This is a genomic window from Actinomadura roseirufa (assembly GCF_900659635.1).
GTDB lineage: Bacteria > Actinomycetota > Actinomycetes > Streptosporangiales > Streptosporangiaceae > Spirillospora > Spirillospora roseirufa.
The window spans coordinates 60060-72821 of sequence record NZ_CAACVB010000011.1 but is presented as its reverse complement, the minus strand read 5'-3'; the positions used below and the strand labels follow the sequence as shown (position 1 = coordinate 72821).

The window sequence follows — 12762 nt, the reverse complement described above, 5'->3', positions numbered from 1 at the left end:
GGGCACGGCTGGCTCGCCGTCGGCACCGACGGCGCCGCGCCGCGCCGCCCGCTGGTCGTGACCTCGGCGGACGGCGCGAGCTGGCAGGCCGCCGACGGCGCCGACGCGTTCCGGCCGGGCAAGGGCCAGCTCGTCACCTACGGCGCGGCGGCCGGGCCGTCCGGCTACGTGATCGTCGGGGAGGACGGCCTGTCCGCGGCCACCTGGTTCTCGGCGGACCTGAAGGGCTGGGAGCGCGGCAAGGGCATCGGCGGCGGCGGCCTGAACGCGCTGCCGAACTCCAACCGGTGGCTGCGCTCGGCGACCGGCGGCGCGTTCGGGTTCGCCGCCGCGGGCGGCGTCCGCGACGCGACGGCCCCGCAGGCGACGAGCAACCGGCCCGCGGTGTGGATCTCCGCGGACGGCCGGCAGTGGGCGCTGAAGCAGCTGCCGCTGCCGTCCGGGGCGTCCGACGGCGTGCTGACGCAGATCGCCTCGCGGGGCGGCACGCTGGTGGCGGTCGGGAACGGGCGCGACGCGTCCGGCCCGGTCGCGCTCGGCTACCTGTCCGCCGACGGCGGCCGGACGTGGCGGACGGTCTCCCTGCCCACACCGGACGACGCCAAGAACATCCAGGTCCTCGCCCTGACCGCGACCGGCAAGGGGTTCGCGGCGACGGGCACCACCGGCGGCCGGGGCACGCTCGACGTCGTGTCGTGGACGTCGGCGGACGGCACGTCGTGGAAGGCGTCGGTGCCCGGCGGCACGGGCCTCGGCGGTGCGGGCGACCAGCAGGTCACGGGCCTGGCCGCGTTCCGGAACACGCTCCTGGGCGTGGGCGGCACGAGCGGCCAGGACGGAGGGCAGCCCATCCTGTGGACGCGTCCGGTCGAGTGAGCCGGGGCCGCCGCGGGTAAGAGGCGCGGCTAGTGGGAGGGACCGCGGGGCGGTGTGCGCGGTCCCTCATCGCCGCCCGAAGGCGTGTCCGCCGGGTTCTGGGTGCCGTAGGGCTGCGGCATGCCACGGGCGGGGGGCACGTCCCGGCGATTCGGAGCGGCGTGGGGGTGCCTCACGCCGTTGACCAGGGGCCCCTCTACATAAGGCGGGGCACTGTAGGCATGAGGTGTGTTGTCTGTCGGGAGGGCGTGGGCACCTGACGCTCGGGGCGCTTCCCCTTTAGACGGCGCGTCGTAGCGGGCTGAGGCGCCGTACTCCCCAGACGGACCGGGATACGCGTCGTCCCCCATCACCGGCCGGGCATGGCGCGGGATGTACGGGACCTCGGGGTGCCGGACGGAGATCCCCGGCGTCGGCGTGCCCGCGGCGCGGTCGCGCGACCGGTTGCGCCGCGCCCCGTACGGGGCGACCAGCCGCCGGTAGAACGGCCTGCGGATCATCGTCGGCACAAGCCGGTAGCCGCCCCGCACCATCACGTTCCGCCAGTACTGCGCGCCGGAGATGAAGCCGTCGCGGCGCATCTCACGTTGCAGCCGCAGCTCCGAACGCAGCAGGTCACGGCCGCCGCGCCGCTCGTAGGCGCCGTCGCCGACCCGGTAGTAGACGAGCGGCTCGGCGACGTTCACCATCCGAGCCCCGGCGGCGATCATCCGCACGAACAGCCAGTAGTCCTCCATCAGCGGCAGGTCCCCGTACCCGCCGGCGGCGATCACCGCGCTGCGCCGGTAGACGACCGTCGGATGGTTGAACGGGTCGTGCAGCCGCGAGTAGCGGGCGATGTCGACGGGGTCGCTCGGCGGGATGCGCCGCCCCACGATGTCGCCGATGTCCGCACCGAACTCCAGCAGGCCGGCGCCCACCAGGTCGGCGCCCGACCGCACCAGCGGGACCTGTACCTGGAACCGGTGCGGCATGGCCACGTCGTCGGCGTCCATCCGGGCGACGATGTCGTGCCGGGCGGCCTGCAGCCCCGCGTCCAGGGCGAGGCCGAGGCCGCGGTTGTGCTCCAGCCGGACGAACGCCACCTCGACGGGGCTCGTCGCGGCCAGGTCCCGCAGGCACGCCGCGAGGCCGGGCGGCACCGGCCCGTCCTGGACGAGCACCACCTGGTCGGGACGGAGCGTCTGGTCGTCCACCGAGCTCCGGAAGGCGGCCCGGACGTAGTCCTCCCGGTCACCGCCGTAGACGGTCATCAACAGGGTGAAGGGCTCGGGAGGCATCGGTCCGTTCCGGATGGGAGCGTCGTGTCGGCCGGCAGAGCCCGGTGCGGGGACCGGCTCATGGGGCAGGGGGCGTTTTCAGGCAGGCGGTCCTCGTTATGGCGTTCTACCGTGATCGATGGTTTCGCGCCGCCAAGATACCGGGGAGGAACGACGGACTTCCGATGAACGTCCGTACCATCACTTCTGTGCGCACAGTGCCTGGTCCGCGCGGATCTCGCCCTCGATCCTCGGGACCGCGGGCGCCGCGCCCCGCAGGGTGGCGCCGTCCTTGCCGATGATGAGATAGACGTAGCCGGGCCTGCCGCCCGCCCAGGCCCGCGGCGGGTGCCCCGGCAGCGCGAACGCCAGCCGCGCCCCCTGCCGCTCGGCGCCCGGTCCGAACAGGATCCGCGTGCGCGCCGACGGCGACGTCCTCTTCGAGCCGACCATGACGATCTGGAAGCCGCGGCCGGCGAGCTGCTCGGCCGCCCGCTGGCCGAGCCTGCCGACCCTGGTCCCGTTGTAGATGACGACCTTGACCTGCGCCGGCGGGAGGAGCGGCGGCCCCTTCGGGGTGTTCCCCCGCACGGGGACGGGCGTGGGCGCCGCGGGCTCGGGGACCGTGTTGTCCTCGCGGATCGCCTTGAACAGCGGCTCCGCCAGCGCCCGGTTGAACTGCACCCGGTTCTTGTCCCGCGGGTACGGCTCCACCGGGACGGTCACGAAGCGGACCTTGCCGGCGCTCATCCCCCGCAGGCTGCCCGCGAGCCGCTGCATCACCGACAGCGTGAGCCGGTCGTCCACCTTGATCGACTTGGTGGCCGCGGAGAGGAAGGAATAGGTGCGCCCCGGGTCGGTGAGCATCCCCTTGTCGGTGGCCTTCTTCACCACCGACGCCATGAACGCCTGCTGCCGCTTGATGCGCGCGAGGTCGGAGCCATCGCCGAGCACGTACCGGGTGCGGACGTAGCCGAGCGCCTGGTCGCCGTGGACGACCTGCGGGCCCGCCTTGAGGTGCAGCTCGGCCTTGGGGTCGTCGATGCGCTTGGGGACGCAGATCTCCACCCCGTCCAGCGCGTCCACGACCCGCTTGAACCCGGCGAAGTCGACCTCGACGTAGTGGTCGATGTGGATCTTGGTGAGCGACTCGATCGTCCGCCACGTGCAGGCCGGGCCGCCGTTGGAGAACGCCGCGTTGATCATTCCGAACTGCGCCGGGACGCCGCCGCCCTTCCTCTTCTTGCAGGGCGGCATGTTCACCATCGAGTCGCGCGGGAAGCTCACGCCGATGGCGCGCTCCCCGCCCGGCGAGATGTGCAGCAGCATAGTGGTGTCGGAGCGCTGGCCGACCTCGGTGCCGTACCGCGAGTTCTCCCCCGCCCGGCTGTCGGACCCCATCATCAGGATGTTCAACGAGCTGTTCAGCTTGGCGGGCCTGTCGTCGCCGAGCTTGTCGTCCACGTGCTCCCGGTCGATCTGCCCGTCCAGCCTCCGCCAGAACCCGTAGGCGGTGAGGCTGACGACCACCAGCACCACCGACATCCCGATCGACACCCAGCCGAGCACACGCCACAGACGCCCCCGCGCCGGCGGCTCCGGCGGCGGAGGCGCGGTGTCGGTGTAGTACACCGTCGGGAGCGCGGTTCGCTGCATCCGGAACATTCCAGCACAACTAGGACAGTGTTGACGGCAATCCCGGCCCACCGCCCCCACCCGGCGACGGCGGTCACAGCGATCACGGCCCGAGGATCACATGGGGACAGGCCCTAGGCTGTGATCCATGGTCCGCGCATCCGCAACAGCCTCGAAACTCGGATGAGGATGAGCACCGTAGACGCTGTGACCGACCAGGCGATGGTCGTCCTGCAGGACCGGCCGCTCGTACGGCTGAGCGCCTGGCTCGCCGAGGCCGCCGCCGACTGCGCCGGCTCTGGCCGCACCCTCCAGCTGGTCACCCCCCTCACCTCCCGGCTGTCGCCGCCGCTGCGCACCCTCGCCGCGGGGCCCGGCGCGCAGTGGGTCGTCCGCGACGGCGACGGCTACTACGAGGGCCTGACCGGACGGCCGCTGAAGTGGAGCGGCGCGATGTTCAGCCCCGTCCCCGAGGCCCGCGACTACGCGCCCGGGTTCGTCACCCGTCCCACCGCCCCGATCGGCTCGCAGCTCACCCTCGTCTACCGGCTCCGGCACCCCGCCGGAGGCGACCTCGCCGGGCCCGTCGGACGGCTCCTGCAACTGGTCACCGGCAAGGAGCCCACCGGGTTCGGGCCCGCCGAGCCGCTGGCCGACCCCTGGCACGGCGACCGGCTCACCGCCTACGCGCTGGCCCGTACCGCCGCCCGGATCATCGTCGCCGGCGACGGCCCCCGGGCCGCCCAGGCCATCTGCGACTTCACCGTCACCGGCGGCGCCGCCGCCGAGGTCACCACCGTCACCGTCGGGTACGCGCCCGAGGACCCGCCGCCGCTGCGGCACCTGCCGTCGCTGGTCGGCGCGCTCGCCGCCGACCAGCCCGTCGCGTCGCTGTTCGTGCAGCTCACCCCGGGCCGCGCCGACCTCACCACCGAGCCGCGCTGGACCGGCGCGCCCGCGCCCGTCGCACTCGCCGTCGCGGGCACCGTCACCGGGCCGGACGGCATCCCCGGCCGGCAGGTCGGCCCGCCCCGCGCCCCGATGACGCTGTTCCCGCTCGGCGACGGCCGCTCCGCCGACGGCTGGCAGCGGCACAGCCTGCTGATGCGTCACCTTCAGCCGGCCTGACGTCCCGCCCCGTCTCCCCCGATCCGCCCGCCCCACCCCAAAGCGGCCTTACACCGCATACGCCGCACCATGCCGCTGATCTACCCGTAAGGGATAAGGTACGGTCCTCCCCATGAATCAGGACGGACAGCTCGGCGCGCTCGAGCGGGCCGTCGAGGGGACCCTCGCCGAGGGGTCGTTCGAGTTCGACGGCGACGCCGCCGTTCTCCGGATCGAAGGGTCCCTGGTCCTGACGACGGGCTGGTTCCTGTCCCTCGGCACCGCCGGGGTCGTCCTGCTCCTCGCGGGCGCCGTCCTGTCGCTCACCGGCCTCCAGGACGAGGCGCGCTGGATCCTCGCGCCCGGCGCGACCTTGCTGGCACTCGTCCTCGGGTTCGTCCTCCTGCTGCGGTTCACGTCCCTGCCCACCCTGTGGCCCGAGCTGGAACTGCGGTTCGCCGAACGGGCGATGGTCCACCGCCGCGCCAGGGTCCCCTTCGGCGACCTGCGGCCCGAGCACCTCGTGTGGAAGAACGGCCGCTACTTCCGCCGCCTGTACGTCCGGCACCCCGCGCTGCGCAAACAGCTCGCCGGGTTCTTCGACAGCGAACGCCGCCAGGCCGAGGAGTTCCACGAACGGCTGTGGCAGCTGATCTCCGCCCCGGACCTGCCCGCCGTCCTCGCCCGCGGCGACGAGCTGACCCCGGTACAGCGCTGGATCATCGGCGCGGGCGCCCCCTACGGCGCCATCAACGGCTTCCGCCTGGACCGGCTCGGCGCCGCCGACGGCGCCGACGCCGCGGCCGCCGACCGCCGCACCGCGCACGAGCTGCTCCAGGAACCCTGGGGCGCCTACGACCTCGAACAGCTCCTCGGCGCCCTGAACTGGCTCGTCCAGGACGGGCACCGCGCCGACTTCAGCCAGGACGCCGACCTCGCCGCCCGCGGCCCCGCCGAACAGGAGGAGTACGCGGCGCTGCTGCGCGAGGTCGACGGCCTCATCGCCCGCGACTCCCTCGAACCCCCGTTCGTGGAACGGCTCATCGAGCTGGTCCGCGTCCGCTACGGCGACCAGGGCGCCGACTACGCCCGGCTCGTCCCGCCCCTGCTGCGCGACGAGCCCGGCGCCGACGCCAGCGAGCAGGGCGCCGAGCTCGCCCAGTTCCTCAACCGGCTGTTCAACGACCGCGACCACGCCGGCGAGGAGCTGCACCGCCTGAAGACCCTCGCCGACCCGGCGCTGCGCGCCAACATCGGCCGCTTCCTCATCTGGGACTACGGCCGCGCCCTCATGCTGTACCGCTGGGGCCACATGGTCGGCTGGCTCACCGAGGAGTACTGCTGGGAGCGGATGCTCCCGCTCGCCCTCGACATCCAGCGCCGCTACACGTCCTGGACGGACATGGCGACCTGCTACCTCCAGGGCCGCCTGCTCTGGTCCGGCGGCGGCGGCAAGGCCCAGGCCGAGTACGAACGCCTCACCGTGCAACTCTCCACGGACCCCCGCAGCCCCTGGAACCTCGTCCCCTGGAACCTGGACCTGACCCGCGACTGGCCCTGACCGCCGCGCCCGGCCAGCTCAGGCGACTCCGCTGTTCGCCGTCTGGCCGGTGGCCTTCCAGCTCTGTGGCGGGGGGTCGCTCGCGCCGTCGGGGTAGACCGCCCCGCCCCGCCAGTGGACGAGCGAGTCGGCGAACATCCGGGCCACCCGCAGCGATTCGGGCAGGTCGGCGACCGCGCGCACGTCCACCCACCACACCGGGGCCGTGATCCGCGCCGCGAACTCCGCGCCGAGCAGCCGCCCGATCTCTCCCGGCACCGACACCGGCACCGGGTCCTCGATGGAGACGAGCAGCCGCCCGTCGGCGTCGTAGAGCCGCGTCGCCGCCGGCTCCCCCTCCCCGCCGGCCAGCCGCAGCGGCTCGCCCATCGCGATCATGCCGTCCGCGACGGCGTGCACGTCGGGCCGCCGCCGCACCAGCGCGACCAGGTCGACGCTCATGACCCCGCCCCGGCGTTCAGCGAGCGGGAGAACACCTCGTGCACGACACGGGTCACCGCGCTCCGCGCCGACGCCGAGACCTTCGGCACGTTCACCGAGCCGCCCGTCGCGAGGTGCCGGTCGTAGGGCACCGGCACGACCGGCAGGCCCCACGCCGTCAGCATCTGCATCGCGCGGTCCAGGTCGGCGCCGACCTGCGGGGCGTGCGACACCATCGCGATGACCGTCCGGGACAGCAGCGCACGCTGGTCGTTCGCCGCGAACCACTCCAGCGCCCCGCGCGCGCTCAACGCCCCGTCCACCGTGCCGGGCGTCACCAGCACCAGCCCGTGCGACTCGGCGATGACACCGCGGTTCAGCTCGGTGAGGATCCCCGCGCCGCAGTCCACGACCATGGCCGCCACGTACCGGCCGACCAGCCCGAGCGCCGTCTGGAACGTCTCCAACGTGAACTCGCCCGCGATGCGCCCGCCCCGGGTGGACGACAGCACGAACAACCCGTCGGCGGTCCGCGGCAGGAACCGCGCCGCCTCCTCGAACGTGGGCGGACGCCGCGCGACCAGCTCGAACAGCGACAGGTCCGCGCGCAGGCCGAGCCGCAGCGGCAGCGAGCCCAGTTCGGCGTCGGCGTCGGCGGCCAGCACCCGGTCGGCGCGGTGCCGGGCGAGCTCCGTCGCCACCAGCGCCGCCATCGTCGTCTTCCCCGCCCCGCCGCGCACGCTCGCGATGGCGATCCGCCGCGCGCTCGGTACCGGCCGCTGCATCAGGTCGGCGAACGCGGCCATCTCCCTGGCCTCCCGCCCGCCACCGCCGACGGCCTTGCGCACCCCGCGCCCCACGCGCCGCGCCAGCGGATCGCCGTGCTGGTTCTTGCGGACGAGGTCGTCGGCCGGGACCGCCGGCGGCTGCCCCGGGGGCGCGGCGGGCGCGGGCGGCACCGGCCCGTCCTGCCGCGGCCCGGCACCGTCCGTCCGCGGCCTCTCGGCCTGCTGCACCGACCCGAGCACCGGATTGACCGCCGCCTCCCAGTCGAAGTCGGACGTGACCAGCGGATTCACCACCTGCTCCGCGCCCTGCTCCGCCTCGCCCCCCACGTCCGGTACGGCGCCCTGCTGATCGCCCCACCCTTGCTGCCCAACACCAGCCCGCTGCCCCGCCCCCTGAGCCGCAACACCGTCCCGCCCGCCCCACTCCGCCCCAGCAACCGCCTCCCGCCCAACAACCTGCTGCCCCAAGGAATCCTGCGACGCCCCGGCCCACTCGCCCCCAACACCCTCACGACCAGCAGCCTGCTCACCCACCGCATCCTGCCCGGCCACCCGCTGACCCGAAGCACCCTGCGGCGGGCCCGCCCATTCGACCGCAGGACGCTCAGGACCGGCAGCCTGACCAGCCACCTGCTCACCCACCACACCCTGCGGCGACGAATCCGCCCAATCAGCCACAGCACGCTCACGACCGGCAGCCTCTCCAGACTCCGCGTCCTGCCCAGCGAACTGCTGACCCGAAGCATCCTGCGGCGGCCCAGCCCACTCGACCCCTGCAGGCTCACGACCGGCAGCCTGACCAGCCCCCGAATCCTGCCCAGCCACCTGCTGACCCGAAGCATCCTGCGGCGGCCCAGCCCACTCGACCCCAGGACGCTCAGGACCGGCAGCCTGACCAGCCACCTGCTCACCCACCACACCCTGCGGCGACGGCGCAGCCCACTCAGCCACAGGACGCTCACGACCCGCGGCCTGCCCAGCCACCGCATCCTGCCCGGCCACCTGCTGACCCGAGGCATCCTGCGGCGGGCCGGCCCACTCGACCGCAGGACGCTCAGGACCGGCAGCCTGCTCACCCACCGCACCCTGCGGCGACGAACCCGCCCAATCAGGCACGGCACGCTCACGACCGGCAGCCTCTCCAGCGCCCGCATCCTGCGGTGGCCCGGACCAGTCGGACGGGGCGCGGTCTCGGTCGGTCCAAGCTTGCTCCGGCACTGGCTGAGGCACCGGGTCCGGCACGGCGGACTCCCAGGCGGCCGTCTGCCGTCCTGTCTGCTCCGGCTCGGCTACTTGCCGCGCTACCGCGTCCTCTGTCGAGGTTTGCGGCGTTCCTGGATTCGGTGGGGCAACTTGCTGCGGCGGGGGTGAAGCATCCTGCCCGTTACCGGGTTGCGCCATCGCGTCCTGCGCGGCGGGTTGCTGAGCCGCCGAAACCTGCGCCGCCCCTTGCTGGGCCGACCACTCGTACCCGGCAACCTGGTCGCCGTACCAATCCGGCGCGGAGCCATGCTGCTCTGCGGACTGAGCGTCGGACTGCCAACCTGCCGCGTCCTGCCTCTGACTCGCGGGCGAGTGCACCGTCTGCTCGGCTGGCTGCGGTGTTACCGCGTCTTCCGCGCCCGGGTCCGGAGCGGCAACCTGCTGAGCGGCAGCCTCCTGTCGCGGGTCGGTCCACGGGGGACCGGCGGCGGCGTGCCCGGCATCCTGCCGGGTTACCGCTTCGTGTCCGGCAGGCTCCTGAGGCGATACCTGCTGAGCTCCGGCAATGTGCCGATCACTTGCATCCTGCGCGGAGCTTTGCCGCGCCGCCGGCACACGGGCGTCGGTCTGCCGAGCTGCGGCGTCCTCCGCTGGAGCTTGCCGGGCAGCCGGGTCCGGCACGGCAATTTGCTGGGGTACAGGGTCGTGCCGCGGACCAGCCCACTGCGACGGAGCACCGTCCCGCCCCGCGCTCTCCTGAGCCACCGGCTCCGGCGCGGCGGACGGCCAAACTGCCGCGTCCCGTACAGGCACCTGCTGCCCGGCGTGCTCCTGCCCGCCTGCCTGCGGACTTACCGCATCCTGCGCGGCGGGCTGTTGGGTTGCCGGGTCATGCGGGGACGCTTGCTGAGCTCCGGCGACTTGCCGGCTTTCCCACTCCTGCGCAGGGCTTGGTTGCGCTGCGCTCGCTCGGGCGCTGATCCGCCGAGTCGGAGTCTCCTCCTCCATGGGGTCTTGCTCGGGGGCGGGGCCAGGCGCGGCGTCCTGTAGCTGGCCGGCCCACTGGAATGGGGCCCTGCCTTCACCTATCCCTAGGGTCTGCTGAGTTGCGGGGTCCGGCGCGTTACCCGCTTGCGCGGGTTGCTGGTGGTCTCCTCGGTCCTGCGGCACGTCCTGCCGGGGGACGGTCGGCGGCTCGGCGGGCGGCGCGGGCGGGCGGGCGCTGTCCGGCGAGGGCTCGGCGTTCTGTGCGATGGCGGGGGACGGGGGCGTGTCCGAGACAGAGGTCGCGGACGCTTCGGCCGCGGGCCGTTCAGGAGCGGGACGGGGCGGCGGTTCGGCGGACCAGACGTCCTGTACCGGGCCGGGCGACGCCGCGTCGGGTGCCTGGAGTCCCCGTTGCGAAACGCCGATGTCGCGCAGGACGGCGTGCTGCCAGCTGGAGTCGGACACCTGCCTCCCCTCTCCCCGGCAAGCCTACGAGACCAACATCATCGGACGCACCGCCCATGGACGAGTGAGCCATCTCTCAGGGCGCGGGAGGCGCTTCCCCTGTGGGCTTTGCGTCGTAAGCAGGGAGGCGAGCAGGCACTATGCCCTGAAAACGTCCGAGGCGCCCGCTAATCTTGCCGGACTTGACCGGCACCCCGCACTGATGAAAGCCCGGAGCGACCATGAACCCACCCCAATGGCCCGGACAACCCCCCGGCCAGCCGGGTTTCCCGCCGCCGCCGGCCGTGCCACCCGCACCGCCCCCCGCGCCGCCGATGGGCGCGCCACCGATGGGCATGCCGCCGATGCCCGGCGGCCCCGGCTTCCCGCCGCCGCGCCGTGGCGGCGGCGGCGTGTTCGTGCCGCTGCTCATCATCGGCGTGGTCGTCGTGATGGCCGTGGTGGGCGTGATCGGCTTCATCGTGCTCCGCGACGACGACTCGGGGAACGATCCCGTCGTGCTCCCGTCGTACTCGCGGCCCGCGTACACGCCGCCGACCGCGACGACGACGAACCCGTTGCCGACGACGACGCGCAGGACGACGTCCGACCCCGCGAGCCTGCTCTCGCCGACCATCGAGACGGCGCGGGGCAACACGTTCACGCGGGCCGGGACGCGCACGGAGTCGTGCATCACCCGCGCCAACCCCAAGCTGCTGTCGACGCTGCGCACGTACCCGTGCGTCGGGACCATGTCGTCGGCGGTGTACGCCAACCCGTCCAAGCAGATCATGACGGTCATCTCGATCGCCAAGTTCAGCGGTCCGTCCGCGGCGAACGGCGTCAGCAACGTCACGAACCTGAGCGGCTGGCCGAAGCTGCTGACGCCGTCCGAGGCGAGCCGGCTCCCGCAGCCGCGCGCGAACCCGGCGTACTGGACGCGGACGTGGACGCGCGGCTCGAACGTCGTGTGGGCGCAGTCCTACTGGTCCCACGGCGGCCCGACCGGCGGACGCACCGGCTCGGTGTTCTCCACCGCCGGGGAGCTCGGCGTGGAGGTCACCAACACGATGCTGTTCACGAACTGACCGGCGGCGTGACGCGGACGGGCGGGCGACCGCCCGTCCGCGTCACGGCGCACCGCCCCGGTCGGGTGAGCGACGACTTCCCTCCGGGCCGCCCCTGTGGGGGCTCGTCCACGGCCGAAGCCACCGACATGGTTTTCGCGGGCTGGAGGAGATCAGGTGGACGAGCTCGCCCGCGTGGGGCCAGGGCCGCGTCGATGAGCCTGCGGCCGACCCCCTTGCCCTGGGTCCGGCAGGAAGCCGAAGACGGCCAGGTACCGGACGGTGCCCCGGTTCTGCGCGACCGCGAGGCCGGCGATCTCGCCGCCGTCGGTCTCCACGACCCAGCAGCCGCCGGGGTCGGTGGCGACGCGACCCGGACGCGTTCAGGGAAACGCGTCGCACTGGGGAATCCACCTTCGGGCCGACGTCCACGCGTCGAGATTCGCGTGTTGTCAGCCGCGCGCAGGAATCACAGATGTTCGTCTTCCGCGCGGCGCCCCGCCCTTTCCGCCGTTCGCCGCCCCCTGCGGACAGGACCGTTCCAGACCTCCCGCAGTGTTCCACACTTAAGCAAGCAAAGCCACCTACCACGAGCAGTACGAGAAAGGTTGCAAAGAAGAGTGAACATCATGTAAACAATCAATCCCTCGCTCGTGATCGAGTGCGGTCACGGGCGTGTCCGGCTCCCGACGAACAGAGGGGTTCCCTGTGCGCGCTGAATGGCAGGCGCATATCGACGACCTCATGAAGACCTACCAGGAGACGCGCAAGCAGATCCAGGAGATGCAGGCCCGGCTCGAGACGATCGAGGCGGCGGCCGAGGCCGCCGACGGCATGGTCAAGGTGACGGTCGACCGGCAGGGACGGCTGACGAGCCTGAACATCGACCCCCGGCTGTACCGCAAGATCAGTTCCGCGGAGCTCGCCGAGGCGATCATGACGGCGTGCAAGGACGCGTCGGGGCAGGTCGCCGAGCAGATGCGCACCGCGATGGAGGGCATGGTGCCGGAGGGCGCCGCCGAGGCGGGCTTCGACATCGACAAGCTGCTGCCCGAGCGGCCGGACGACCTCGACGCCGTCCGCGCGCGGCTCGGAATCCCGCCGCGATGACGGCGGAGTACCTGGAGGTCGACACCGAGGCCCTCAAACGCGCCGGCGAGGGCTTTCACGACCGCGCCGCCGCGCTCGACGGGATCCTCACGCGGCTGGACGCCGCGCTCGCCGCCGAGGGCGCCTGCTGGGGCCGGGACGCGACCGGCAAGAAGTTCGAAGAGGGCTACAAGGGGCCGTGCGACGACGTCCGGAAGATGTTCCCCCAGCTCTCCAAGGGATTGGACGGCATCAAGTCGGGCGTGGAGCAGATGGCCCGGACCTACAAGGCGGCCGAAGACGCCTCCAGGCCGAAGTGAGCTGAT

Annotated in this window: 11 protein-coding genes; 7 read left to right on the top strand and 4 right to left on the bottom strand. The window is 73.1% G+C overall.

Features of this window, described 5'->3' with window-relative positions:
- The coding region (locus E1291_RS41760; RefSeq protein ID WP_207400547.1) for a hypothetical protein at nt 1-876 on the top strand (876 nt) is incomplete at its 5' end.
- Between the two features lie 29 nt (nt 877-905).
- Here the strand turns inward: E1291_RS41760 and E1291_RS04430 are convergent.
- Together E1291_RS04430 and E1291_RS04425 are read right to left on the bottom strand one after the other, a co-directional pair.
- On the bottom strand, nt 906-2156 hold the full coding sequence (locus E1291_RS04430; RefSeq protein ID WP_242613939.1) for a glycosyltransferase: 1251 nt from the start codon (nt 2154-2156) through the stop codon (nt 906-908).
- A gap of 180 nt (nt 2157-2336) precedes the next feature.
- Entirely contained in the window at nt 2337-3791 is a 1455-nt protein-coding gene (locus E1291_RS04425; RefSeq protein ID WP_165494957.1) for an LCP family protein, read from the bottom strand.
- 168 nt (nt 3792-3959) lie between these two features.
- Here E1291_RS04425 and E1291_RS04420 point away from each other — a divergent pair, with 168 nt between their 5' ends.
- Together E1291_RS04420 and E1291_RS04415 are read left to right on the top strand one after the other, a co-directional pair.
- Nucleotides 3960-4898 carry a DUF6177 family protein gene (locus E1291_RS04420; RefSeq protein WP_242613938.1) on the top strand — a complete coding sequence of 313 codons (939 nt, stop codon included), beginning with the start codon at nt 3960-3962 and terminating at the stop codon, nt 4896-4898.
- Between the two features lie 112 nt (nt 4899-5010).
- Nucleotides 5011-6438, top strand: a complete 1428-nt coding sequence (locus tag E1291_RS04415) for a DUF1266 domain-containing protein (protein ID WP_131736242.1) — start codon at nt 5011-5013, stop codon at nt 6436-6438.
- Nucleotides 6439-6456: 18 nt separating this feature from the next.
- Here the strand turns inward: E1291_RS04415 and E1291_RS04410 are convergent, their stop codons facing one another.
- Complete coding sequence (locus E1291_RS04410) at nt 6457-6879, bottom strand: hypothetical protein (RefSeq protein WP_131736241.1); 423 nt, start codon at nt 6877-6879, stop codon at nt 6457-6459.
- Entirely contained in the window at nt 6876-7973 is a 1098-nt protein-coding gene (locus E1291_RS43760) for a MinD/ParA family ATP-binding protein (RefSeq protein WP_242613937.1), read from the bottom strand. Before E1291_RS43760 ends, E1291_RS04410 begins: the two co-directional genes overlap by 4 nt.
- 33 nt (nt 7974-8006) lie before the next feature.
- Between E1291_RS43760 and E1291_RS43755 the strand changes: the two genes are divergently transcribed.
- From E1291_RS43755 to E1291_RS04385, 4 genes are all read left to right on the top strand, one after another.
- Nucleotides 8007-9017, top strand: a complete 1011-nt coding sequence (locus tag E1291_RS43755) for a hypothetical protein (RefSeq protein ID WP_242613936.1) — start codon at nt 8007-8009, stop codon at nt 9015-9017.
- Nucleotides 9018-10615: 1598 nt separating this feature from the next.
- On the top strand, nt 10616-11368 hold the full coding sequence (locus tag E1291_RS04400; protein ID WP_131736240.1) for a hypothetical protein: 753 nt from the start codon (nt 10616-10618) through the stop codon (nt 11366-11368).
- Between the two features lie 687 nt (nt 11369-12055).
- On the top strand, nt 12056-12457 hold the full coding sequence (locus E1291_RS04390) for a YbaB/EbfC family nucleoid-associated protein (RefSeq protein ID WP_131736238.1): 402 nt from the start codon (nt 12056-12058) through the stop codon (nt 12455-12457).
- Complete coding sequence (locus E1291_RS04385) at nt 12454-12756, top strand: WXG100 family type VII secretion target (RefSeq protein WP_131736237.1); 303 nt, start codon at nt 12454-12456, stop codon at nt 12754-12756. The genes E1291_RS04390 and E1291_RS04385 overlap by 4 nt, the downstream gene beginning before the upstream one ends.
- The last annotated feature ends 6 nt before the right edge of the window (nt 12757-12762 follow it).